Source organism: Thermohalobaculum sp., from assembly GCF_058622915.1.
In genome coordinates this window covers 1-25,437 of record NZ_JBZSYN010000016.1, presented here as the reverse complement: position 1 = coordinate 25,437, position 25,437 = coordinate 1, and the positions used below count along the sequence as shown (strand labels likewise).

Genomic DNA, 25,437 nt, shown 5'->3' with positions numbered 1-25,437 from the left:
TCCTGGCCTATACCATCAAGGGCTGGGGCACGCCGCTCGCCGGGCACAAGGACAACCACGCGGGGCTGATGACCAAGGCGCAGATGGAGAGCTTCCGCGCCGATATGGGCATCGCGCCGGGCGAGGAGTGGGAGCCCTTCGCCGCGGTCCCGGACCCCGACGCGCTCCAGGGCTTCCTGCGCCGGGTCCCGTTCTTCCAGGCGGGGCCGCGCCGCTACGCGGCGGAGGCGGTGGCGGTGCCGGGGCTCGAGCCGCCGGGGGAGGCGGAGATCTCCACCCAGTCGGCCTTCGGCAAGATCCTCGACGCGCTGGCGCGCTCGGACGCGCCGCTGGCGGACCGGATCGTCACCAGCTCGCCGGACGTGACCGTGTCGACCAATCTCGGCCCCTGGGTGAACCGGCGCGACCTGTTCGCCCGCGACGAGCAGGCTGATACCTTCCGCGACGAGCGTGTGCCCTCGGCGCAGAAGTGGCACTTCTCGCCCAAGGGGCAGCACATCGAACTGGGCATCGCCGAGATGAACCTGTTCCTGCTGCTCGGCGCCACCGGCCTTTCGCACAGCCTGTTCGGCGAGCGCCTGCTGCCGGTGGGCACGCTCTATGACCCCTTCATCGCGCGCGGGCTCGATGCCCTGAACTATGCCTGCTATCAGGACGCGCGGTTCATCCTGGCGGGCACGCCCTCGGGCATCACGCTCGCCCCCGAGGGCGGCGCGCACCAGTCGGTGGGCACGCCCCTGATCGGCATGAGCCAGGACGGGCTCGCGGCCTTCGAGCCGGCCTTCGCCGACGAGCTGGCGGTGATCATGGAATGGGCGTTCGACTACCTGCAGCGCGGCGGCGAGGGGGACCGGGACGAGCGCACCTGGCTCAGGGACGAGACCGGGGGCTCGGTCTATCTGCGCCTGTCGACGCGGGCGATCGAGCAGCCGGTCAAGCGCAACGACGAGGCGTTCCGCCAGGGCTCTATCGACGGTGCCTACTGGTGGCGCGAGCCGGGGCCGGGCTGCGAGGTGGTGATCGCCTACCAGGGCGCCGTGGCGCCCGAGGCGCTGGCCGCGGCGGGGCGGCTGGCCGAGGTGCGGCGCGACGTCGGCGTTCTGGCGGTGACCTCGGCGGACCGGCTCGCCGCCGGCTGGAGTGCGGCGCAAAGGGCGCGCAATCGCGGCGACCGGGGCGCCGCCAGCCATGTCGAGCGCCTGCTGGCGCCGCTGCCGGGCCACTGCACGATCGTCAGCGTGATCGACGGCCATCCGGCCACCCTGGCCTGGCTCGGCTCGGTGCAGGGCCACCGGACGCTGCCGCTCGGGGTCGAGCATTTCGGCCAGACCGGGCGCATCGCCGATCTCTACCAGCACTACGGGCTCGACTCGCAGACCATCGTCGACGCGGTCGAGACGCTGACCCCGGGACGGCGGGGCGCGAAGGCGATGTTCACTCCCTGAAGAAGGCGGCGTGCCCGGCGGCGGATGATGCACACCCTGCTCAATCTCGGCGAGGTCCTGGCGACGAACGCGCGGCTGTTCCCCGACCGGGTCGGCGTGCGCGACCTCGAGCGGGCCATGACGTTTGCGCAATGGAACGCGCGGGCCTGCCGGCTGGGCAACGCGCTCATCGGCCTGGGGCTCGAGAAGGGCGACCGGGTGGCCCTGCTCGCCTACAACTGCGTCGAGTGGATGGAGATCTACGCCGCATTGGCCAAGGCGGGGCTGGTGGCGGTGCCGATCAACTTCCGGCTGGTGGGGCCGGAGATCGCCTACATCGTCAATGACTGCCAGGCGCGGGCCCTGGTCGTGCAGGACGCGCTGGTCGGCGTGATCGAGGAGGTCCGCGACGCGCTGCCCGTGGAGCCGGGCCGCTTCGTCCATTTCGGCGCCGAGCGCCCGCCGGCGGGGTATCTCGGCTATGAGGCGCTGATCGCGAAGGCGCGCGAGAGCGAGCCGGCGCCCGCGGTCGCGCCGGCGGACATGTGGGCGCTGATGTATACCTCGGGCACGACGGGCAAGCCGAAGGGCGCGGTCCGCTCGCATGCCGGCAGCGCATTGCTGTCGCTGGTGACCGCGGTCGAGCTCGGCTTCAGCCGGCGCGACACGGCGCTGCTGGTCATGCCCATGTGCCACGCGAACTCGCTCTACTTCGCGACCACGCTGGCCTATTGCGGCGGCGCCTGCTCGGTCTACAGCCGCGCCAGCTTCGACCCCGAGCACGTGCTGGCCACGCTGGCCGAGGACGGCGCGACGTTCACCTCGCTGGTGCCGACGCAATACGTGATGATGCTCGAGCTGTCCGAGCGGGTGCGGGCGCGCTACGACACCGGCCAGGTGAGCAAGCTGATGATCTCATCGGCGCCGGCCCGGCGCGAGACCAAGCTGGCGGTGATGGAGCTGTTCCCCAATTCCGGCCTGTTCGAGCTCTACGGCTCGACCGAGCAGGGCTGGGCGACCATGCTGCAGCCCGAGGAGCAGCTCTCCAAGCTTGGCTCGGTGGGGCGCGAATGCGTTGGCTCGCGGCGGGCCCGGCTGCTCGACGAGGCCGGCGACGAGGTGCCCGACGGCGAGGTCGGCGAGCTCTACGCCCACACGCCGTATCTGTTCGACGGCTACTGGAACCTGCCGGACAAGACCGCCGAGGCGCTCAGGGACGGCTATTGCTCGGTCGGCGACATGGCGCGGCGCGACGAGGACGGCTTTCTCTACCTGGTCGACCGCAAGAGCAACATGATCATCTCGGGCGGCGAGAACGTCTATCCCTCCGAAGTCGAGGCGGTGCTCGGCGCGCACCCCGCGGTGCGCGAGGCGGCGGTGGTCGGGCTGCCCGACGCGAAATGGGGCGAGCGGGTGCATGGCGTCGTCGTCCTGGGCCGGGACGGGCAGGCCAGCGAGCAGGAGCTGGTCGAGTGGTGCCGTCCGCGCCTGGCCGGCTACAAGCGGCCGCGCTCGATCTCGATCATGGCGCCCGAAGAGATCCCCAAGACCGCCACGGGCAAAATCCAGCACCGGCTTCTGAAGCACAGGCTGGCGGAGAAGGAGGAACGGAAATGACCGAGCCCGTCGACCTTGGCGCCGGCGAATCCACCGCTGCCGCCTGGATCGCCAAGTTCCTCGAGCGCCGCGGCGTCGACCGCATCTTCGGGCTGCAGGGCGGGCACATCCAGCCGATGTGGGACTGGCTGGGCCGGCTGGGCATCCGCATCGTCGACGTGCGCGACGAGGGCGCCGCGGTGCACATGGCACACGCCCATGCCGAGCTGACCGGCGGCTTCGCTGTGGCCATGGTGACGGCGGGACCGGGGGTGACGAACTGCGTCACCGCGGTGGCCAATGCCTCGCTGGCCCGCGCGCCGGTCCTGCTGATCGGTGGCTGCCCGCCGCGGCCGCAGGTCAACATGGGGCCGCTGCAGGACATCCCGCATGTGGAGATCATGCGCCCGATCACGCGCCAGGCCCGCACGCTGCGCGTCGCTGAGCAGGTGCTGCGCGAGCTCGACGAGGGCGTGGCCCGCGCCACGGGCGACCTGGGCGAGCCCGGGCCGGTCTATCTGGAGATCCCCACGGACGTGCTGCGCGAGGAGGTGCCGCCGGCGCTGGCGATGGAGGAATGGCTGGCACCCAAGGCGCCGCGGCTGATCCCGCCCGATCCGGCGGCGGTCGAGGAGGCCGCCAGGGCGATCTGCCAGGCCAGGCGCCCGCTGGTGATCAGCGGCCGCGGCGCGCGCGGCGCCGGCGCGGCGCTGGTGCGCCTGCTCGACGCCTCGGGCGCGCTCTATCTCGACACGCAGGAAAGCCGCGGGCTGGTGCCGGGCGACCACCCGTGCTTCGCCGGGGCGGTGCGCGCGCGGGCGATGGCCGAGGCCGACCTGGTGGTGGTGGTGGGCCGCAGGCTGGACTACCAGGTGGGCTATGGCTCGCCGGCGGTGTTCCCCGACGCGCGCTTCATCCGCATCGCCGACACGGGCGCCGAGCTGATCGACAACCGCCGCGGCGCGCCGGAGATCCTGGCCACGCCGCCGGCCGCGCTCGAGGCCATCGTGATGGCGGCGGGCAACGCCAAGCCCGCCGTCGATGCGGCCTGGGCGGAGGCGATGCGCGCGCGCCAGCGCGAGCGCGCCGCCGCCGGCTTCGGCGCTACGCCCGAGCTCGGCCCGGACGGCAAGATCCATCCGCGCTGCATCTTCGACGCCATCGCGCAGGTTGCCGCGCCCGACTACATCGCCGTCGCCGACGGCGGCGACCTGCTCAGCTTCGCCCGGCTAGGGCTGGGGCGGGCGGGCACCTACATGGATGCGGGCGCCTTCGGCTGCCTGGGCGTCGGCGTGCCCTTCGGCGTGGCCGCGGCGCTGGCCTTCCCCGGGCGACAGGTGATCTCGGTCAATGGCGACGGGGCCTACGGGATCAATGCCATGGAGGTGGACACGGCCGTGCGGCACGGCGCCAAGGCCGTCTTCGTCGTCTCCAACAACGCCGCGTGGAACATCGAGCGCTACGACCAGGAGTCGAACTATGGCGGCCGGGTGATCGGCACCACGCTGCGGCATTCCGACTATGCCGCCATGGCCCGGGCGCTGGGCGCGCATGGCGAGCGCGTCGAGCGGCCCGATGAGCTGGCCGCGGCGCTTGAGCGCGCGCTGGCGAATGCGCCCGCCGTGGTCGACGTGGTGACCTCGCAGGCGGCGGTCTCCTCGGACGCGCGCAAGGGGCTAGGCTATGTTCCGGACTACCAGGCGCTGACCGCCTGGGACGAGGCCGAGCAGCGCCGGCGCGGCAAGGCCCCGGCGGGGCAGGCGGCGCCCGCGGATGGGCGTCCAAATTTGGACGCCTCGTAACATATTGATTTCATTGATACCGCGGGTTCGGACGGTGATTTGGTCAGGCGGTCGCGACAGCGAGCCCGGACCGCTATGCCCGCAGATGGCGGCCTGATGCCTGGGAGGGAGGGTGCCGTGGCGGGGGCATGTTGTCAGTTGCCGTCGTGCTGGCCGACCCCGAACAGCCTGCCGCGCTCGGTGATCAGCACCAGCGTGAGGCTGAGCGCGCCGAAGGCGAGGTAGCCGATCAGCAGCGGCAGCGGGGTGCCGGCGAAGTGCTGGCCGACATACCAGCCGAGCGCCGCGGCGATGCCGGTGGTGACCGCGCCGACGAAGGAGGAGGCGGTCCCCGCGATGTGCCCCATCGGCTCCATTGCCAGCGAGTTGAAGTTCGGCATCATCAGGCCGAAGAAGAACAGGCAGAAGGCCACCAGAACGACGTAGAATGGGAAGGGCGCGGTGCCGCCCGGCAGCGCGATCACCAGGTTGATCGCGGCGGCCGTGACGAAACCGAACAGCGCCCCGTGCGACACCCGGCGCATGCCGATGCCCCCGACCAGGCGGCTGTTGAGAAACGAGGCGAAGGCGACGGAAAGCGCGACGCAGCCGAAGATGATCGGGAACAGCGTGTGGAAGCCGTAGACCTGGGTGTAGATCTGCTCTGCGGTGTTGATATAGGCCATCAGCGCGCCGAAGATCGCGCCGGTCGCCAGCGTGTAGCCCAGCGTCTGCGGCGTCGTGATCGTGCGCAGGAAGGCGTGGCCGACCCAGGAGAGCGACAGCGCCTCGCGCTCCTCGGGCGGGTGCGTCTCGGGCAGGCGCAGGCTCATCCAGGCGAGCATCGCCAGCGAGACCGCGAGCAGGAAGGCGAAAATCGTCGACCAGGATCCGATCGCCAGCCAGGCGGTCCCCAGCGAGGGCGCGATCACCGGCACGATGATGAAGATCATCATCACGAAGCTCATCACCTCGGCCATGCGCCGCCCGCCATAGACGTCGCGCACCACAGCGAGCGCGATGACGCGGGGCGAGGCGTTGGCGATGCCCTGCAGGAAGCGGGCGCCGAGCAAGAGCTCGAAGCTGCCGGCGATCATGCAAAGGAAGGAGGCGGCGGCATAGAGCGCGAGCCCCGACAGGAGCACCTTGCGCCGGCCGAACCGGTCGGAGAGCGGGCCGAACACGATCTGCCCGACGGAGAAGCCCAGCACATAGTCGGTCACCACCAGCTGCTGGTTGTTCGCGCCGCCGACGTCGAAGGCGTGTTTGATGTCCGGCAGCGCCGGCAGCATGATGTCGATCGACATCGACGTCAGCGCCATCAGGGACGCCATCATGGCGACGAACTCGACGAAGGCCGGCATTTCCCGGGGCGCGGCGACCAGTTTTTGCTGTTCTGTCATGGAGACCGGGGGTTGGGGCAACGGGACTCGTTCGCGGCACAACCTAAGGCGTCGAGCGGCGCGGGCCAGTGACCGGGACGCACGGCCGCGGTCCGGGGTGGCGCGCCGCGCCCGATTTCCGCCCCTGCCGTCGCGCCCGGCACGCCGGTGCTCTGCCGCGGCGCGGGCCGCCTGGGCGCGCCGGAACGACGCCCCGGAACGATCGCCCCGGAACGATCCCCCGGAAACAGCCCCCTCGGCGGGCGGCTCGACCGGCGCTCTTGCGCGACGAACGCCGCACAGGGCTTGCACTCGGCGCCGATTTTAAATTCAAGGAGGAACATCGCGGCCCGCTCCGGCATCCGCGGTCGTTCGCCGCCCCGACGCGCCCGCCGCCGAGGAGACAACGTGACCCAGTGGATCCACCAGCTTCTGGCGCTGTCGAGTGCCCACCCGCTGCTGCTGTGGGCCGTCGTCTTCGCCAGCGCGGCGACCGAGGCGGTCATCGTGCTGGGGGCGCTGATGCCGGGCACCGCGATCATCCTCGCGGCCTCGGGCATGGCGGGGGCGGCCAACCTCTCGCTGTGGCCCCTGGTCCTGTTGGCGGCCGCGGGCGCCGCGCTGGGCGACGGCGTCTCGTACTTGATCGGGCGGCATTACGGCCCCTCGCTGGGACAGCGCTGGCCGTTCTCCTCGCGACCCGAGATCCTGGAGAAGGGCACCGCCTTCTTCGAGCGGCACGGCGGCATCAGCGTGTTCATCGGCCGCTTCGTCCCGGGCGTCAAGGCGGTGACCCCGGCGATCGCCGGCATGGTGGGGATGAAGGTGCCGCGCTTTTTGGCCGCCAATCTGAGCTCGGGCATCATCTGGTCGGCGGTGCATGTGCTGCCGGCCGCCGCGGCGGGCGTGCTGCTGGCCAATGTCGGCTCGGTCAGCACGCGCCTGCTGGTGGCGCTGGTAGTGGCGTTCTTCGCGCTGTTCCTGGCGCTGTGGCTTGTGCGGCTGATCGTCATCAAGGCCGGACCCCGCGTCGCGACCGGCTACCAGGTGGGCATCGCGCGGCTTGCGCGCTCGCGCAGCGGGTTGGCCAGGCAGCTGGCGCGGGCCTTCGACCCGCGCAATCCGAAGCTCCTGGGCGCCGTGCTGTGGGGCGGGCTGCTGGTGCTGGCCGTGCTGGGCTTCGTCGGCGTGCTGGACGACGTGGTCAGCGGCGACCCGCTGACGCGGGCCGACGGGGCGATCTCGCGCTTCATCCAGTCGCTCAGGACGGCGCCGCTCGACCGGGTCATGGTTGCGGTCACGGAGTTCGGCGACGGCATCGTGGTCGGCGTGACGGTGGCTGCCCTGCTGGTGGCGCTCACGGCCGCCAGACGGTGGCGCAGCGCGCTGCTGGTGGGGCTCGCCTTCAGCCTCGCCGCGGTCACCACGCCGCTGATCAAGCTGATGTTGCATCGGCAAAGGCCGATCGAGATCTACTCGGGCGCGGATCTGTTCTCATTCCCCAGCGGCCACAGCACCTTCATCACGCTGTTGTTCGCCACGCTGGCGCTGCTGATCACGTCGCGCCTCGCCCGCCGCTTCCACATCGGGGTCTGGATGGCAGCGACCGTGGGGGTGATCCTGGTCGGCTTCTCGCGCGTCTATCTCGGCGCGCACTGGCCCTCGGACGTGATGGGGGGGGTGCTGTACGGCGCGCTGATCGGCTGCGTCCTGGCCCTGCTGCTGCATTTCAAGGCCGAGCCCGGCCGCGCCGGGCCGTGGTGTGCCGCGGCGGCGATGGCGGTGTTCTTCGGCTTCGGTGCGGTCCATGTCGTCTCGAGCATGGGGCCGGACCTCGGCCGCTATGCGCCTGCGACCAAGCTGACCGTATTGAGCCGGGCGGACTGGATGAAGGCGGGCTGGAGCCGGCTGCCGCCGCACCGGCTCGATCTTCTGGGCGAGATCGAGGAGCCGCTGTTCCTGCAGCTCGCCGTTCCCTCGAGGCAACTGGCGGCCGTGTTGCGGCAGCATGGCTGGAAGCTGGCGGCCGGCAGCGGGCCGCTGGATTTTCTGAAGCTGCTCTCTGCGGGGACGGAGCTTGACTCGCTGCCGCCCTGGCCGCTGCTGCACGACGGGGCGTGGCCGGTGCTGATGCTGTCCAAGGCGAGCGCGGGCGGCGAGCGGCGCCTGGTGCTGCGCCTGTGGCCGTCGAGCTATGCGATCAGGGGCCCGGCGGGGACCCAGGACCTGCTGGTCGGGTCGCTGACCGTGGAGAGGGTGACCCACCCCTATCAGGCGCTGACGGCGATGTTCGATCACCCGGCGCACTCCGCCGCCCTGAGCGACATCGTCGCGCTGCTCAGGGACAGCGGCAGGTTCGCCGTTCAGGCGCGCGTGCGGCCGTCGGGCACGGACACCTATCTGGTGACACCGGGATAGCGAGGACGTGCCGGCGCCGGCGTGAGGCGCGGCGCCGCTGCCGGGCAGACCGCGCACCAGCCGGTCCGGGGCCGAAAATTTGCCGGGGAATGGCTTGAAAACTAGTAAGCAAGGCTTATTATAAGTCGGCAACGCTACGCCCGCGCCCGCGCGACAGGCTCCATGAACGACCCGGACACCCGATGAACGACCCAGACAAGAGCATCGGCTTTCTCGTCAGCGACGTCGCCCGACTGCTGCGGCGCAATTTCAACCGCCGCGCGCAGCCCTTGGGGCTGTCGCAGGCGCAGTCGCGCGTGCTGGCCTATCTGTCGCGCCAGGAGGGGGTGAGGCAGGTCACCCTGGCGGACACCCTGGAGATCCAGCCGATCACCCTGGCGCGCTCGATCGACGGGCTGGAGAGCCTCGGCCTGGTCGAGCGCCGACCCGACCCCGAGGATCGCCGGGCGGTGCGGCTCTATCTGACCGAGGCGGCCAAGCCGCACCTGGCGCGCATGTGGGAGCTGGCCGCGCAGACGCGCGCCGAGGCCCTGGCCGGGCTGTCCGAGGAGACGGTGGCGCAGGTCCTCGAGGCACTGCGCCGCATGAAGTGCAACCTGCTCGAGGTCGAGCGCACGGCCTGCGAGCGCGAGGAAGACGAGAACAGGCCCAGCGGAAATGCCAAAAGATTCGCCTGAGATAGCGCGCGAGAAACCGGCCGTCGCCCCGCCGGCCGGGCGCGACGAGGCGGGCACGACCCCGAAGCGGGCGTCAGCTGCCGCCCGTCCTGCCGCCGCACCGGGCCGGCGCCGCAAGCGCTGGCGCCGCATCCTGCTGGTGCTCGGGCCGCTCGTGGTGCTGGCCGGGGCGGGCTATGTCTATTTCACCGGCGGGCGCTATGTCGGCACCGAGAACTCCTATGTGAAGGCCGACACCGTCATGGTCGGCGCCGACGTCTCGGGCCCGATCACGCAGGTCGCCGTGCACGAGAACCAGCATGTGCAGAAGGGCGACGTGCTGTTCCGCATCGACGACCGGCCCTACAAGATCGCGTTGCAGGCGGCGGAAGCGCATCTGGCCAGCGTCCACGACGAGATCGCCGGCCTCAAGGACACCTATCGCCAGAAGCAGGCGTCGCTCGACCTGGCCAAGGCCAACGTCGCCTATGCCCAGAAGCAGTACCACCGCTATGCGAGGATGGCGGCGACCAGCGCCGTGTCGCAAAGCGCCTTCGACGCCGCGAGCCATGATCTCGACGTTGCCAAGCAGAACGTGCGCGTCACCGAGCAGGAGCTGGCGCAGATCCGCACCCAGCTGGCCGGCAATCCCGACATCCGGATCGACCAGCACCCGAAATATCTCGAGGCCAAGGCGGCGCGCGACAAGGCGGCGCTGGACCTGCAGCGCACCGTGGTGCGCGCGCCGTTTGCCGGCGTCGCGACCAACACGCCCGAGCCCGGCCAGCAGGTCGTTGGCAACAGCGCGCTCAGCACCCCGGTGATGAGCATCGTCGCCGACAAGGGTGTCTGGATCGACGCGAACTTCAAGGAAACCGAGCTGACCCACGTGAAGCCGGGCCAGCCGGTGACGATCAGCATCGACACCTATCCCGGCCATACCTGGCACGGCTCGGTGCAGAGCATCAGCCCGGCCACCGGTGCCGAGTTCTCGGTGATCCCGCCGCAGAACGCCACCGGCAACTGGGTCAAAGTGGTGCAGCGCATCCCCGTGCGCATCGCCGTCAAGACCGGGCCCGGCGATCCCGAGCTGCGCGCGGGCATGAGCGCCGTGGTCAGCATCGATACCGGGCACCGCCGGGCGCTGCCCTCCTTCATCCGCACCGCGCTGGCCGCGATCGGCCTTGCCCCGAGTGCAAAAGCCGCCGGGACCGGGCCCGCGCAATGACCGCCGACGGCGCCGCGGCCACCCCCCTCGACAGGGGGCTGATCACGGTATCCGTGATGCTGGCGACGATCATGCAGGCGCTGGACACCACCATCGCCAATGTCGCGCTGCCTCACATGCAGGGCTCGATGTCGGCGACGCAGGACCAGATCGCCTGGGTGCTGACCTCCTATATCGTCGCCGCCGCGATCATGACGCCGATGACCGGGTGGCTGGCCACCCGCTTCGGCCGCAAGCGCGTGTTCCTGGTGGCGGTGGCCGGCTTCACCATCTCCTCGATGCTGTGCGGCGCCGCGACCTCGCTGATCGAGATCGTGATCTTCCGCCTGCTCCAGGGCGTGTTCGGCGCGGCGCTGGTGCCGCTGTCGCAGTCGGTGCTGCTCGACACCTATCCGCGCGAGCAGCACGGCTCGGCGATGGCGATGTGGGGCGTGGGCGTGATGGTGGGCCCGATCCTGGGGCCGACGCTGGGTGGCTATCTGACCGAGTTCTACAGCTGGCGCTATGTCTTCTACATCAACGTGCCCTTCGGCGCGCTGGCGCTGATGGGCATCCTGAGCTTCGTGCCCGAGACCGTGCGCGACAGCACCCGCCGGTTCGATTTCTTCGGCTTCGCGCTGCTCAGCCTGTCAATCGGGGCGCTGCAGATGATGCTCGACCGCGGCCAGTCGCAGGACTGGTTCTCCTCGACCGAGATCGTGGTCGAGGCGGTGATAGCGGGCTTGTTCCTCTACATGTTCGTGGTGCACATGTTCACGGCCGAGCGCCCGTTCATCGAGCCGGGGCTGTTCGTCGACCGCAACTTCGCCGTCGGCCTGTTCCTGATCTTCATGGTCGGCGTGATCCTGCTGGCCACGCTGGCGCTGCTGCCGCCGTTCCTGCAGGGCCTGATGGGCTACCCGGTGCTGACCACCGGCGAGGTGCTGGCCCCGCGCGGAGTCGGCACCATGATCGCCATGCTGCTGGTCGGGCGGCTGATCGGCAAGGTGGACACGCGGCTGCTGATCCTGTTCGGCATCGGCCTGACCGCGTTCTCGCTGTGGCGCATGGCCCAGTTCACCACCGAAGTGTCGGAGATGACCATCATCTCCACCGGCATCAATCAGGGACTGGGGCTGGGCTTCATCTTCGTGCCGCTCAGCACCACGACCTTCGCGACGCTGGCGCCGCACTACCGGACCGAGGGCACGGCGATGTTCAGCCTGATGCGCAACATCGGCAGCAGCATCGGCATCTCGGTCGTGTTCACGCTGCTGGCCCGCAACACGCAGACGAACCACGCGCACATCGCCGCCGATCTGACGCCGTTCCGCGATGCGCTGCACCGGCCGTGGCTGCCGCAGGCCTGGGACTGGCACTTCCCGGCTGGGGCCGTGGCCCTGAACCACGAGGTGACGCGCCAGGCGGCGACGATGGCCTATCTGAGCGACTTCACGCTGATGATGTGGGTCGCGCTGATCTCGGCGCCCTTGCTGCTGCTGCTCAAGAAGCCCGCAGACTCCGCCCCTCCGCCGGAGGCGGCGCTGGAGTGACGGGGTCGCGGGGACGCGCTCAGCCGCGCTCGTCGACATCGGCCTCGAACAGCTCGGCGAGCTCCTGCGCGTGCTCGCGCGCGCTTTCGACCAGCCGCGCCTGGTCGCCGGCATGGGCGTAGTCGGCGCGCAGGCGGCCCTCGTCGCGCTCGGCGAACATCTGCACGGTGCGCTCGGCCTCGCGCGTGCTGAGCCCGATCTCGATCAGGAGCTGGCGCGACATCTCCAGCGCCGAGAAGAACGTCTCGCGCACCACCCGCTCGACGCCGAGGTCCATGAGCCGGTGGACGTGCCCGCGGTCGCGGGCGCGCACATAGACCGGCACATGCGGATAGCGCCGGCGCACCAGCTCCACCGCCTTGAGCGAGTCCGCCACGTTCGAGATGCACACGACCACGGCGCGGGCCCGCTCAACCTGCGCGGCCTCGAGGATCTCGGGCCGGGTGGCGTCGCCGAAATAGACGCGGCCGCCGAAGCGGCGGATGACGTCGATCTGGCTGGGGTCGCCGTCGAGCGCGGTGAACGGAATCTGCCGCGCCGCGAGGATGCGCGCGAGGATCTGGCCGAAGCGGCCGAGCCCGGCGATGACGACATGCGCCTCGACGCGGGGGATCTCGTCGAAGGCCGGTGCCGGGGCCGGGCCGGCCGTCAGCTTCGCGAGCCATTTCTCGGAGAGCAGTAGCATCGGCGTCGCGAGCATGGTCAGGGTGACGATCACGTTGATGATCGAGGCGACGTCTTGCACCACGACGCCCATGGCGACAGCGATGCCGGTCAGCACGAAGGCGAACTCGCCGCCCTGCGCCAGAGCGCAGGCGAGCCGCCGGCTGGTCGCGCGGGAAAGGCCGTGCCGGCGGCCGAGGGGGCGCAGCACGAGGGCCTTGAGGATCATCAGGCCGGCCGCGCCCGCAAGCACGAGACCGGGCTGCGTCGCCAGAATGGCGAGATCGAGCGACATGCCGATCGAGACGAAGAACAGGCCGAGAAACAGCATCTCGAACGGCCTGATGTCGGCCTCGATCTCGTGCCGGTAGGCGGAATCGGCCAGGAGTGCGCCGGCGATGAAGGCGCCGAGCGCCGGCGAGAGCCCGGCGCCCTTCATGATGACCTCGATGAGCACGATGGTCAGCAGCGCGAAGGCGGTCAGCGCCTCGCTGACGCCGGTGCGCGCAATGAGGTGGAACGCCCAGCCCAGCAGGTAGCGCCCGGCGATGACGATGACGGCGATGGCGGCGAGGGCGGTGAGCGCGCCCTCGAGCGTCATCGCGCGGTTCGCCTCGCCGCTGGCCGAGAGCAGCCCGACGAAGGCAATCATCGGGATGGCGGCGAGGTCCTGGAAGAGCAGCACCGAGAAGGCGAGCCGGCCGTGCCGGAGCTCGAGCTCGCCGGTCTCCTTGAGGACCTGCAGCACCATGGCGGTGGAGGAAAGCGACAGCGCGAGGCCGACGAACAGCGCCTCGCGCCAGTTGCCGGTCAGGGCGAGCATGACGGCGGTCAGGATCAGCGCGGTGGCGCCCACTTGCGAGCCGCCCAGCCCGAACACGCTGCGGCGCATGGCCCACAGCCGTTGCGGCTTGAGCTCGAGCCCGATGACGAAGAGGAGCAGCACGACGCCGAACTCGGCGATGTGCAGCATACGGCCGGGGTCCGTGAAGATGCCGAGCGCGTAGGGCCCGATGGCGACCCCCGCGAGCAGGTAGCCGAGCACGGCGCCGATACGTAGATACTTCGCCAGCGGGGCGACGAGACCGGCCGCCGCCAGCAGGACCGCGACCTGTGTGAGGCTGATGTTGTCCAAGCTGATCCTCCCCGCCCGGCTTTCACTCGGTTGTCCGGGCCATCCTAATGGCTTCGCCCGAAATCGCGGGCGGTCAAGTCAATCCGGCGGCTACCGCCGGTGCGGCCGGGGCTGGACCGTCCCTGGCGGGTGCGCATCCGGTGGCGCGCCGCAATCCCGACGCGCCGGCGTGGAATTGAACGATAGCCGTTTCGCCTTAAATCCTCGACCATTCCAGTTCGGGTCGAGCCGGAGGACATGTGCTTTCGCAGACGGTCTACCAGGCGCTCACGGGTGCCGATGACGAAGCGCCGCCGGTCGGGCGGCACGAGGCGAAAGACGGTGCCGTCCAGATCGTCGCCCTGTCCTTTACCAAGATCGCGGACGGGCTGGTGGATCCCAAGTTGGTGCTCGCCTGGCTTTTGAGCGCGCTCGGCGCTCCGGCGATCTTCATCGGGGCGCTGGTGCCGGTGCGCGAGGCGGGCGCGCTGCTGCCCCAGCTGGCGCTCGCCCGCCGGGTCGAGCGGGGCCGGTTGCGCAAGATCGTCTGGTCCACCGGAGCCGCGTTGCAGGGCATCTGTGCGCTGGGCATCGCCGCGTCGGCCTACCTGCTCGAGGGTTTGGAGGCCGGGCTTGGCGTCGCCGTCTGCCTCGCCGGCCTGTCGCTGGCGCGCTCGGCGTGTTCGGTGAGCCACAAGGATGCCCTGGCGCGCACCGTCGGCAAGACCCGGCGCGGGGCGGTCACCGGCGCGGCATCGGGCGTGGCCTCGACCGCCGTGCTGGGCTTCGGGGTGGCGCTGGCGATCGGGCTGATTCCGCTCGAGCCGCGCTTCATCGTCATGGCGATCGGGTTGGCGGGGATGCTGTGGCTGGCCGCTGCCGCGGTCTTTCTGTTCCTCTCCGAACAGCCGCAGGCCGCGGGCCGGGGGCAGAAAGCCAGCCTTGCCGCGCTGGTGCGCCCGTTTTGGACGGACGCGCAGCTCCGCCGCTTCGTGGCGGCGCGCGCCCTGCTGACGGTGACGGCGCTGGCGCCGCCCTACCTGGTCATGCTCTCGGTCGCCGGCGACGCCCGCAGGCTGGGCCATCTGGGGCCTCTGGTGCTGGCCTCGGCCGGCGCGTCCATCCTGTCGTCCTATGTCTGGGGGCGGCTGTCCGACCGCTCCAGCCGCCAGACGCTGATGGCCGCCGGGGCGCTCGGCGCCGTGGCCCTGGGATCGGCCGCCGCAATGGGGCTGTCGACCGGGGGCCTGGGCGGCGTGGCCGGGTCGGTGCTGGCCATGTTCGCGGCCGAGATCGCCTACAGGGGCGTGCGGACCGGGCGCAAGGTTCACCTGATCGACATGGCGGGCGATGAGGCGCGCGCACGATACACGGCGCTGTCGAACAGTCTGATCGGGGTGGTCCTCGCGCTGGGCGGCCTGTTCGGCCTGCTGGCCGACCTCGCCGGCCCCGCCTGGGTGCTGGCGGTCTTTGCCGCGCTTTGCGCGTTGGCCGCGGTGGTGGCCGCGTCGCTGCACGAAGTGCAGAAACGGGACTGAAGGCTCGCGCTCGGAGCGGGCCTCGCTGTGCGCGGCGGGTCGGGTTGCCTCGCCTTTCGGGCGCATGACCGCATCCCGCGGTGATCGCGGCATGAGGCGGCCTCAGCCAGCGACGGTCTGCGCGTAGCCGAACCGGCGTGCGTAACTTGTTGCGCAGAACCGGGCCCTCAGGGCGCCGGCGGCCTCGCTCGCGAAGGCCTCGCGGACGGGGCCGACCATGTCCTTTCCGCCGCTCTCGTTCTCGCGCGCGAGGGCCCCGATCGCGCCGATGCCGAGGCGCCGTGCAGCCGCGCCGATCTGCGCTTCGAGGTCCTCGTAGCGCAGCACGGCGAGCGATGCCCAGCCGACGTCGCGGTAGCGCACGCCGGCCTCGACCTCGGCGAGGTCATCGACGGCGTATCCGATGGCCGGGCGGTAATGTGCCTCGAACCACGAGAAGGGCCGCAGCATCATGTGGAAGAGGCCCAGCAGCTCGCGGTTACCCGCGAGGGCCGGGCACGCGGCCAGGGCGCGGCCGTCCGCGCCGAGGCGGTCGAGCAAGGCGTCGATGTCGCCGAAATCGTCGATGATCGCGCAGAAGCTCGCGAACACTTGCTCGAGGCCCGCACGGATCCGCCCGGCATCGCCGGGGACCTCGCTTGCCGGGCCGGGCGGCATGGCGCCGAGCACCGGCCGGTAGGCAACCATGTCCTGAAGAAGGCTCGAGCGGAGCCAATCGAACGGGTCGCGGTGGAGCGAGATGATCGACAGCGCGCTGTCGGTCCCGAGCCCCTGCCGGTGGGCGTTGATGCGCCGGGTGGTTCGCGCGTTCTCGACGAACTGGCCGAGCTGGTGGCGGTGGAAATAGTCGCCGATGGCAGGATCGACGAGCTGCGCCACCATGTCGCGCAGGCTGTCGCGGCCGAGGAAGTGCGCCTGCACGGCCTCGATCCCGGGCAGGGCGTTGAGGGTCGCGACCAGAGAGGTGCTGGCGACCTTGCCGTACTGGTAGACGACGATGAAGTGCCGCGTCATGCCGCATCTCGCCTGGGCTGTGAAAGAAGGCTGGTCTTCGAGGCCAGCCAGTCGAGGAACGAGCCCTTGCCGGTGCGGCGCGGCTGGGGGAAGGCGTTTTGCAGGTCGCGGCGCTCGCGGTAGAGGACGCGCATTTCCTTGGTGATCGGCCGGCCGTCGTCGAAGCAGCCGTAATGCCACCAGCCGGGCGGGATGCGCGGGTCGGTCGCGGCGGCGACCTCGTGGCGGTACCACGCCCAGATTTCGTAGACCTCGACGTTGTCGCGGGCATATCGCTGGGTCATCGTGTCGCCGATCGGCCCCAGCTTGGTGAAGTGGAAGAAGCGAAGCGGGTGGGTGCCGTTCACCAGGATCCTGCCATCTGCGCCGATCTCGATCCGGCGGCGGCTCAGGTTCCAGCTGGCGACGTTGCAGCCGGGGTCGCGCAGAATGTGCACGCGGTCGAAAAACGCCGGAACGAGGTTGAACCATTTCTGGTCGACGAAGATGCCGATGTCGCGCCGGTCGTGGCACCAGGCGCGCAGGCGTTCGGTCCACCACTCGGCGCAGCGAACGCCCTCGGCATCGTTGCGGATGGCGAGGAAGCCGAGGTTGAAGGTGCCGTAATCGAGCGAGGCGATCTCGTTGTCGGTGATCGCGGTCGGATGGTCGTCGGGGTCGAGCTGGTGCGGCGTGATCAGGATCGAGGCTGCGTCCAGGGCCCCTGAAAGCGGGTCGAGTGCGTCCAGCACGGCGATGTCGGGATCGAAGTAGAAAACCTTCTCGGCGTCCGGCTCGCCCAGGATGACGCGCAGCGCCTCGCCCTTCACCGCGGTACAGGCCTCGACCACATCATGGCCGAACAGCCAGGCCTCGCTGAACAGGTCACCCGCCCACAGCACCCGGTCGAAATCCTCCTCGGGCGGCGAGAAGCGGAAGCCGTCGGGCTCGCGGTCGGTGATGACCGCCCACAGGATCCAGTCCGGATGGTGGCGCTTCAGGCTTTGGGCGAGGACCCGGGCCTTGGCCAGGTAGCTAAACGTGAAGCTTGTGTAGCAGTGAATCGCCATTGGCATGCTCGCCCTCGATCAGATCGATTGTCATGCGGCTGAACCTGAGGCCCGCGGCGCGGGGGGTGGACTGGCGGCGGGCCTCGGCAAAGGCCCGGGCGTCGCCGGAGCCGAAAAACGTCGCAAGGTCCGGCGTGTCGCAGAGAATTCTGCCGTAGCCCGTCTCGTCCACCACCGCCGCGACGTTGCCCGAGCGTGGATGGGTGATCACCGCGGCGCCCGCGGCGATCGCCTCATAGGTCGTGAACGAGAAGGTCTCCGGCCAGGCCGGCCAGTGCACGAAGAGGTCGATCTGCTCGCGGGCGAGGGCGTCGCGCATGGCGGTCCAGTTGCCGCCCGCCACCGCCACCTGGCGCGCCGTGATTTCGGGGGAGCGCGCCTCGTCTGTGCCGAAATAGTAGAACCGGTAATCGCCCGAGCCGGAGAACCGGCGCGCGATCTCCTCGAAGACCGGCCAGCCCTTGATCGCGGAGGGAACGCCGCCGAAGGCGACCTTGACGGCGCCACCCGCGGGGCGCTCGGTGCGCGGGGGTGGGCTGGACCAGTCGAGCGCCAGGTGCGGCAGGATCTCGGTTCCCTGCGTCTCGAAATCGACCTGAGAGGCCCAGTGCGAGAGTTGGAAGCTGGACGGCGAGACCACGGTGAAGGGCGTCTGCCGGAACATTTGCGCCATGCGCGGCAGATGTTCGCGCCGTTCCGCCCCGTAGAGGCAGATTGCGCAGGCCTGCGAGGCGGGCGGTGGCGCGCCGCAATAGCTGATGCCGTTGCGCTGCAAGGCAAAACTTGGGCAGGTCGAGAAATTGTCGTGCAGCCAGAACCAGGCTCCGTCGGGTCGGACCGCACGGGCCAGCTCGGTGACCGCCTCGGTCGCGTGCCCCAACAGGGAATGGACCACCAGCGAGCAGGGAATTTCCTCGCCCGTGACTTGGGCGAGTGCAATCGTCACGTCGGCCATGCGGGCGGTGCCGGTGAAGGTTCCGTTGACGATCAGGTTCACGAGGAGGTCCGAGGACTCGCCCCGCTTGGCCAGACGCGGCAGCGGCTGCCAGGGATGCAGGGCGACATAGGTGTAGCCGGCCGCCAGGGCGGCCTGTTCCTCGCGGGCCACGCACAGCTGGACGCCGCCAGTGTTCTGCTGGTGGTTGTCATGCGTGAGGCTGACGATCATCCGGCGCAGCGGGCCAGGCGCGGAGTTTTTCAGCGCCGTCGTCAGGGAGGTCGGCGAGTGCACGACCGCCTCGCGCGCCGGCCTGCGCCAGGACGCGACGGTCTGCTCGAGAGGGCGAAGCATTTTCAAGATCCGGGCCTTGTATCCGCCCGGCTCGGTCGGGAGGCGGCCTTCGGCGCGGCCGGAGACGATGAAATGCCAGAACGGGTTGATCCCCTGCGCCCGGATGTCGGGATTGGAGTCGAGGTAGTAGCGCGTGGAGAATTCGCGCGAGGGATCGCGCCCTTCCTTCCATCCAACTGCGGCGTAGTGGGCGACCGGGTCGACGCCCGCCCGCGCCACGTCGGGGTTTGCAGCCAGGTAGTGACGGGTGTCGAAATGGGGCGCGATCGTCTCGGCGACGGCCTCGGTGCCGGGCGCACCCGGCGGCGCCGGCTCGGGTTTGCCAGTCGGGCCCGCCGGGTCCTGCGGCTGCGGAGTGTTGGCCCAGATCCCGGCCGTGCGACCTTCGTCGCGGCCGAATCTGAGGTAATGGAGAAAGGGATTGAGGCCCGCCTCCCGAACGTCGCGATAGGCGCGCAGATATCGCGAGGTGGAGAACCAGGGTGCGGGGTCCCTGCCTTCGCGCCAGCCGAGTTGCAGGAAATGCTGAAGAGGATCGGCACCGCTGGTGGCGACATCGCGATTGGTGCGAAGATAGAAGGACGGGTCGAACGCGTGGCAAAGCAAGGTGGCGTCAGCGTCCGGCCCCGCGGATACAGACGACGACACGGCGCCCGTGTCGGCGATATCGGACGAAGTTCGCGCGCTCATTCTGATCTGCGCTCCGTCTTGTCAGCCTGTCTTCGGCGACGACCGGTTCTGTCCGCCCTCACGCCGGCTCGTTCGGCTGTTTAGCTATGTGTGGTTAATGTTCGGTTCTCTGCCGGTCCGGTCGGTCACGCGGCGTGCGCGTCCGATCATCGAGGTCGCCACCAAGCCGCGGTGACAGACGGTGAGGGATGCGGCGCACGACAACCGCGCGCCCCTCAGGCGAACGCGAACATGTCCGGATTGGCGTCCGTTTCGTGCAGGCCCGTGAAGACCAGCGTGTCGCCGACGTCGTAGGTCACGGTCAGCCAGCCGTCGAACGACCCCATCTGCAGGTCGGAGTACTGCGCCGCGCCGCTGTCGATCTCGACCAGGTCGACGCCGATGGAGAATCCGTTGACCCGATCGACTCCGTCTCCGCTGTTGAACACGAAGACGTCGGCTCCGGCTCCACCGATCAGGACGTCCTTGCCGTGACCACCCTCGATGATGTCGTTGCCGGCATCGCCGCGAATTAGGTTGGAGCGGTCGTTGCCGATGAGGTGATCGTCGTAGGGTGAGCCCCAGATGTGCACGATGCCGTCGTAGGTGTCTCCGGCCGCCTCGCCGGCGAACCCGCCGCGGCTGAGATCCACGCCGACGCCCGAGGTGGCTTCGATATAGCTCGCCCAGTCGCCGTCCGGGCCGCCTATGAGCGTGTCTGCGCCGGGGCCGCCGATCAGCACGTCCTTGCCGGGGCCGCCCACGAGGGTGTCGTTGCCGTCCATGCCCTTGAGGACGTCGTTGCCGGCACCCCCGTCGAGATAATCCGCGCCGCCGCGGCCGAGGAGAAAGTTCCGATTGTCATCGCCCGTCAGAGTGTCGGCGAAGTCGGTGCCGATCACGTGCTCGATGCCGACGATGGCATCTCCGAGCGCTTCGCCACTGAAGCCGGCATTCTGGGACAGGTCGACATTCACCGCGCTGGTGCCCGAGTTATAGAGCAGCCAGTCATAGCCCGGGCCGCCGTCGATCAGGTCCGCGCCTACGCCCCCCCGCAGGACGTCGTTGCCCGCGCCTCCGAAGAGCTGGTCATCCCCGGCATGGCCCGTGAGGAAGTCGTTGCCCGCGCCGCCGTAGAGGATATCGTTGCCGATATTGTCGATCAGGGCGTCGTTGCCGCCGCCACCCCTCAGCACGTTGTCGTTCCCGTCGCCGACGATGAAGTCGTCGAAGCTGCTGCCCGTGATGTTTTCAATCGAGATCAGCACGTCGCCCTGAGCGGTGCCGCCCGCGGCGGTTCCCTGGTTGAGATTGATCGTGATCCCTGCGCCCGAATTGGTGTAGTCGGCGGTGTCCTGGCCCGCCTGGCCGTCGAGCGTGTCCGCGCCGGCGCCGCCCTGGAGCGTGTCGCTGCCCGGTCCGCCCTCGAGCCAGTCGTCGCCGGCCATGCCGATCAGGAGATTGTCGGCCGCATTGCCGATCAGGTGGTCGTTGCCCCCGCCGCCCACCGCCTGTTCGATGGTGGCGCCATAGGCGATGGCGAGGTTCTGCGTCAGGTAACCGACCGAGGAGAAGCTGCCGGCATGCAGGTCGACGACCTGGTCGGTGTTCCAGCCCGAGACGTCGATCCTGTCGACCCCGCCCGCGTCCCAGATGGCCACCACCGGGTTCGTGTTTACGGTGAAGTCGAACGCAGCGCGCCCCGCGGTGCTGTTGAAGCCGTAGACGGTGTCGCCTGTCCGGGTCGTCATGTCGGCGCCGTAGACCGCCTGCACGGCCAGGATGTCGTCGAGCAGCGGCGTCGCGCCATAGGACCAGCCGTCGGTGCCGGAGTGGTCGACGTCGCTGCCATTGGCGCCGGCACGGAAATAGGACATCACCGTGTATTGCTGCGTGTCCTGCTGATGGGTCGCGTCCGCGTCATAGGTCGCCGATCCGTTGTAGTCGCCCGGATGCGTGAGTCCGAGCGCGTGACCGATCTCGTGCAGGTAGGTGAGGACACCGTAGCTTCCGAGCGTGAGATCGCTGTCCTGGTCCTGCGTCGGCCAGCTGCTGTCGAGCCAGATATCGGCGTCGGAAAGCCGGTAGTCGGACCTGGGCTGGTTGTCGATCTGCCAGTACCAGTAGTTCGTGTAGGTGCTGCCGCCGGTGTTCGTGGAATAGTTGAAGGTGATGTGTGCGTCCGGCCAGGAGGCCTGCTCGACCAGGTCGACCGCGATCAGGTCGTCCCACATCTCGAAGGCCGCGCGCGCCACCGCCTGCATGACCGGGGTCATGGGCACGTAGCCGTCCATCTCGGGCGTGTATTCCTTGTTCTGCGAGTCGATCTGGCCGGTGTCGATCGAATAGCTGATGATGTCGGGCCCCCAGGCGACCGAAGGCTGGGCCCCGTCGCGCGTGGTCAGGGCGTAGATGATCTGGCTGGTGTCGTACCACGGCTTGATCGTCGAGCTCGAGCCGCTGATGAGCGCCGTGCTGCCGAAGCCGCGGTAGCCGTTTATCCCCACGCCTGCGTAGATGGTCTGAAGGATGTTGAGGCTGGTATCGTGGTGCAGGAGACGCAGTGACACGATGGACCCTCCGCTCGCAGTTGGGTTGCGTCGACCCGGGGGCAGAGGAGTCGCGGGCCTGCCGGGCGTGCTCGGCGGTGACGCTAGGGGCAGGCCGTTAGAGTATGGCTAAGAAACAGGCTTAAAAGTGCGTAAACCGGATCCGAAATGCCGGCAAAAGGCACGGACCGGGTCGAGACATGCCGGCGCATCGTCTTCGCCCTTCGGCCTCAGTCCGCGCTTGTCCGTTGCGTCGGGTGGCGCATGGGCGGGTCGGACGGGGCCCGGGCCCGAGAGGACGCGGAAGAGGACGCGGGCGGCATTGCTAACGATTCCTATACGAAACTGGGCTATGCGTTGTTGAGGGGCGCGGAGCCGCCATGCACCCGCGCACCGGTCGGCCGGCGCCTCGGCGCCCGGTGCCCCGGCAGCCGCCAGGCGGCCGGAGAGCACTCAAGTGCCGGCCGGACCGGGCGAAATCCGCGCCCGCCCCCAGGAAGCGCCGCGGCGCTTTCGGCCGATCACCGAGAAAAGCCCGACATTCAGGTCCCGCTCCGGCGGGGCGCCATGCTCGCAAACTCAATGGAGATGGATCATGCCAGGTACAGTGAAAATCTGGTGGCACGACGGAGCCACGTTGGACGTGCGCTATCACAATCTGCCGGTCGTCAACGAGCCCGAGCTCGGCTACGAGACGGTCGCCGTCAGCGCGGCGCCTGCCGCCACCGGCCCGGCCCCGAAAAATGCCGTCGTGGCGATTGTCGAGTGCGACGTCGATGTACGCTACGTTGTCCGGCGCCCCGGCGAGACGGGTGACGCGGACCCGACGGCGAGCAAGCCCCTGGCCGCCACGGGGTTCGCCATCAACTCGATTGGCGTTGGCGACGACTACACAATTTCCTTCGTGGAGGCGTGACATGAAACTGAGCGATCAGATCACCCGCAGGCATCTGTTCGTTGCCTTCGGCGCGGCGCAGCAGACCGGGACGCTGAGCGCCGTGGACCTGTCGGCGACCCGGGATGGCTCGAGCGTGACGCTGAGGGCCTCCGACGGCAGCGTGGCCCCGATCGCCGGCGCCGACGCCTCGAGTGCCGGCGTGATGACGGCCGCCGACAAGACAAAGCTGGACAGCGTCCCTCCGGTGAAGGCGCGCGACTTCGGCGCCTTGTCGGACGTCCCGGGCGTGGCGCTCGGCGCGGCGATCACGCATCTGCGCACGGCGGGCTACGCATCCCCGGGCGACGGTGGCGGCGCGCTCTACAAGCGCGTCGGCTCCGAGCCGTCGCACGCGTTCAAGGTGCAGTCGGCCGACGGCGCCTGGTGGGAGGGCGTGCCCGATCCCGCGGGGGTCTCGGTCAAACAGTTCGGCGCCACGGGCGACGGCGCAACCGACGACCGGGCCGCCGTGCAGGACGCCATCGACTATGCGAGGTCCTCGGTGGCGACTTCCACGCTTGACAACAGCCGCATCGTGCGCGTCCCGAAGGCGAGCTATAGTCTCGGCTCCAAGATCACGCTCTACAGCGGCGTGCATCTGAAGGGCGAGGGCTCGCGGTCGCTCATCAAGGCCGCCGGCGCCTTCGCCGATGATCGCCTGATAGACGTGGCGGGCGACGGCACGACGTCGGCTGCGCAGTGGTGCCACATCACGGATCTCGGCTTCGATGACCACGGCCTCGGCACGGTCTGGGCGATCAAGGCGTCCACGACAAGTGTCTGGGACAACTCGACCATCGAGAACATCTGGCTCAACAGCGGCTACGGCGTCGACACCGGCGCCTATGCACAGGCCCTCACCATCCGGAACATCTTCAGCCGGGGCCCGGTCGACCAGGTCCTGCATCTGAAGGGAAACCACAACTACATCACCGGCATCGACAAGGAAGGCAACAGCGGGTCCTCGGCCGATCCCTATGTGCTGATCGAGAACCACGCTGCGGGCAATTCCACCCAGAACCGCATCGGCACCATGCTTCTGGAGGGGGCCGGGAGCGCCAGCAAGAGCGGGCTGAAGCTGCTCAACTGCGAGGGCGTGACAATCGAGGACTTCTGGTTCGAGGCCACCGCCTCGAACGGTGTGATGATCGACATCGAGGGCTGCACGGGGCACGTCCGGTTCGAGGATTATCCCCGCCATCTGACCTCAACCAAGAAGATCAAGGTGCGCAGCTCCCACCTCGTTTCCTTCGCGCATCTCTCGACCGACGCCGAGGATCTGGCGGGACTGGAGGCGTGGCTCGATTTCGACGGCTCCTCGCATATCCACATCGAGCATCTTCTTTCACGCCGCGCCAAGGACGTCGCCAAGCTGGCGCAGCATCCGAACGTCTCCATAGAGAGGGTCACGAACAAGCAGGCGTTCGCCGACGCGCAGACCGGCTATGTGACGCACCTTTGGGCCGACGACATCTACGGCACCAACCTGTTGGAAAATGGCTCGTTCGAGGCCGGGAGCTACGGCTGGACGTGGGCCACCAGCCCGGACGCCCAGGAGAGCTATGTTCAAAGCGAGTTTGCCGATGGCCTCATGGCAAAAGCGCAGTGGTCCACTAGCGGCACTCGCTACCTGCGCCAGTCCGTCACGATCCCGGCAGAGCTGGTCGAACGCGAAATCACGCTTCGCGCGATGGTGAAGGTCGAGAATGCCGGTTTGGGCGCTCCCTACTTTTCGGGGTGCGGCCTCTCGTATTCGAACGGCTACAGCCGTGCCGATGCCGATGAAGGCGCCCAGATCATCTCTCAGACTGTGATTCCGCAATCCAGCGGGACGCTGACGGTCGGCCTGTGGTTCCTCGGTCTGACCTCTGCCAGCGTCGTGAAGGTGGACGAATGCGTGCTGTCCTTCGGCTCGCGGCCCATTCTCGGCAGCAATCGCTTCCAGAGCCTCGAGCTGGGCGGAAGGACGCAGGTCTACGACACAGCTGCTCCTGCAACGGGAACCTGGAAGCAAGGCGATATCGTCTGGAACGCCGCTCCGGCCCCGGGCGGCGTAATCGGCTGGGTCTGCGTCACCGCCGGCTCGCCGGGAGTGTGGAATGGCTTTGGAAACATATCACCGTGATCCGCCTGCGTGAGAGTTTGAGAAGTGCCTCGCAACGGGGGTAACACCACTGTCGCATCAGTGTCAGGTTCTGCCGGGTCTCGCCCACGGGGTCATCATAGATCCACGAGCGGCTCATCGGCGGGAGCTGCCGCTGCCGCGTCAGGCTAAGCCTCGGGTGGTCCCCCTGAACCGCGGCGCGGTGGTCGGCGGGGGCCTATCTTTTGGCCCCCGCGAAAATATCGCTCGCGACCACTAGAGCATGTTCCGGCTTTGCCGAGTCATTGGCGGGGTTCACAGGGGCGCTCTGACGTGCGTGTCGCTGCCTCAAACATCGAGGAGGCAGGCATCAGCAGGGCCTATTCGGCGGACCTTCGGGGACGAGTGATCGACGCGGTGGCCGCGGGCGGATCGGCCCGGGGCGCTGCGGCGCGGTTCGGAGTTGGGATCGCCACGGCGGTCCGCTGGGTGCGGCGCTGGCGGGAAACCGGG

Annotated in this window: 17 protein-coding genes; 11 read left to right on the top strand and 6 right to left on the bottom strand. The window is 69.2% G+C overall.

What is annotated here, in order from left to right; all coding sequences use genetic code 11:
- From AC32QD_RS01195 to AC32QD_RS01185, 3 genes are all read left to right on the top strand, one after another.
- Nucleotides 1-1,445, top strand: a 1,445-nt coding sequence (locus AC32QD_RS01195) for a transketolase family protein (RefSeq protein WP_492008651.1), incomplete at its 5' end; no start/stop codon positions are given.
- A gap of 27 nt (nt 1,446-1,472) precedes the next feature.
- On the top strand, nt 1,473-3,041 hold the full coding sequence (locus tag AC32QD_RS01190) for an AMP-binding protein (RefSeq protein WP_492008650.1): 1,569 nt from the start codon (nt 1,473-1,475) through the stop codon (nt 3,039-3,041).
- On the top strand, nt 3,038-4,822 hold the full coding sequence (locus tag AC32QD_RS01185) for a 2-hydroxyacyl-CoA lyase (RefSeq protein WP_492008649.1): 1,785 nt from the start codon (nt 3,038-3,040) through the stop codon (nt 4,820-4,822). Before AC32QD_RS01190 ends, AC32QD_RS01185 begins: the two co-directional genes overlap by 4 nt.
- Before the next feature lie 134 nt (nt 4,823-4,956).
- On the opposite strand, the gene AC32QD_RS01180 is transcribed toward AC32QD_RS01185, so the two are convergent.
- Entirely contained in the window at nt 4,957-6,204 is a 1,248-nt protein-coding gene (locus AC32QD_RS01180; protein WP_492008648.1) for a multidrug effflux MFS transporter, read from the bottom strand.
- Nucleotides 6,205-6,591: 387 nt separating this feature from the next.
- Between AC32QD_RS01180 and AC32QD_RS01175 the strand changes: the two genes are divergently transcribed.
- The 4 genes from AC32QD_RS01175 to AC32QD_RS01160 all read left to right on the top strand — a co-directional run bounded on the left by AC32QD_RS01175 (nt 6,592) and on the right by AC32QD_RS01160 (nt 12,017).
- Nucleotides 6,592-8,601, top strand: a complete 2,010-nt coding sequence (locus AC32QD_RS01175) for a bifunctional DedA family/phosphatase PAP2 family protein (RefSeq protein WP_492008647.1) — start codon at nt 6,592-6,594, stop codon at nt 8,599-8,601.
- Between the two features lie 182 nt (nt 8,602-8,783).
- Nucleotides 8,784-9,278 carry a MarR family winged helix-turn-helix transcriptional regulator gene (locus AC32QD_RS01170; protein ID WP_492008646.1) on the top strand — a complete coding sequence of 165 codons (495 nt, stop codon included), beginning with the start codon at nt 8,784-8,786 and terminating at the stop codon, nt 9,276-9,278.
- 139 nt (nt 9,279-9,417) lie between these two features.
- Nucleotides 9,418-10,485 (top strand): HlyD family secretion protein, encoded by a 1,068-nt coding sequence (locus AC32QD_RS01165; protein WP_492008645.1) that lies wholly within the window; start codon nt 9,418-9,420, stop codon nt 10,483-10,485.
- On the top strand, nt 10,482-12,017 hold the full coding sequence (locus AC32QD_RS01160) for a DHA2 family efflux MFS transporter permease subunit (protein ID WP_492008644.1): 1,536 nt from the start codon (nt 10,482-10,484) through the stop codon (nt 12,015-12,017). The genes AC32QD_RS01165 and AC32QD_RS01160 overlap by 4 nt, the downstream gene beginning before the upstream one ends.
- Nucleotides 12,018-12,036: 19 nt before the next feature.
- Here AC32QD_RS01160 and AC32QD_RS01155 read toward each other — a convergent pair whose 3' ends face one another.
- Complete coding sequence (locus AC32QD_RS01155) at nt 12,037-13,815, bottom strand: monovalent cation:proton antiporter-2 (CPA2) family protein (RefSeq protein ID WP_492008643.1); 1,779 nt, start codon at nt 13,813-13,815, stop codon at nt 12,037-12,039.
- 239 nt (nt 13,816-14,054) lie between these two features.
- Here AC32QD_RS01155 and AC32QD_RS01150 point away from each other — a divergent pair, with 239 nt between their 5' ends.
- Nucleotides 14,055-15,332, top strand: coding sequence for an MFS transporter (locus AC32QD_RS01150; protein ID WP_492008642.1), 1,278 nt, complete (start codon nt 14,055-14,057; stop codon nt 15,330-15,332).
- Between the two features lie 102 nt (nt 15,333-15,434).
- Here the strand turns inward: AC32QD_RS01150 and AC32QD_RS01145 are convergent, their stop codons facing one another.
- The 4 genes from AC32QD_RS01145 to AC32QD_RS01130 form a co-directional block, all read right to left on the bottom strand.
- Entirely contained in the window at nt 15,435-16,346 is a 912-nt protein-coding gene (locus AC32QD_RS01145; protein WP_492008641.1) for a hypothetical protein, read from the bottom strand.
- Nucleotides 16,343-17,401, bottom strand: coding sequence for a hypothetical protein (locus AC32QD_RS01140; RefSeq protein WP_492008640.1), 1,059 nt, complete (start codon nt 17,399-17,401; stop codon nt 16,343-16,345). The genes AC32QD_RS01145 and AC32QD_RS01140 overlap by 4 nt, the downstream gene beginning before the upstream one ends.
- Entirely contained in the window at nt 17,361-19,376 is a 2,016-nt protein-coding gene (locus AC32QD_RS01135; RefSeq protein WP_492008639.1) for a glycosyltransferase family protein, read from the bottom strand. Before AC32QD_RS01135 ends, AC32QD_RS01140 begins: the two co-directional genes overlap by 41 nt.
- 215 nt (nt 19,377-19,591) lie before the next feature.
- Nucleotides 19,592-21,925, bottom strand: a complete 2,334-nt coding sequence (locus tag AC32QD_RS01130; protein WP_492008638.1) for a M10 family metallopeptidase C-terminal domain-containing protein — start codon at nt 21,923-21,925, stop codon at nt 19,592-19,594.
- A gap of 574 nt (nt 21,926-22,499) precedes the next feature.
- Here AC32QD_RS01130 and AC32QD_RS01125 point away from each other — a divergent pair.
- The 3 genes from AC32QD_RS01125 to AC32QD_RS01115 all read left to right on the top strand — a co-directional run.
- On the top strand, nt 22,500-22,820 hold the full coding sequence (locus AC32QD_RS01125; protein ID WP_492008637.1) for a hypothetical protein: 321 nt from the start codon (nt 22,500-22,502) through the stop codon (nt 22,818-22,820).
- 1 nt (nt 22,821) lies between these two features.
- A complete protein-coding gene (locus AC32QD_RS01120; RefSeq protein WP_492008636.1) occupies nt 22,822-24,966 on the top strand; it encodes a glycosyl hydrolase family 28-related protein in 2,145 nt (714 codons plus the stop codon).
- 327 nt (nt 24,967-25,293) lie between these two features.
- On the top strand, nt 25,294-25,437 hold a 144-nt coding region (locus AC32QD_RS01115), incomplete at its 3' end, for a helix-turn-helix domain-containing protein (protein ID WP_492008652.1).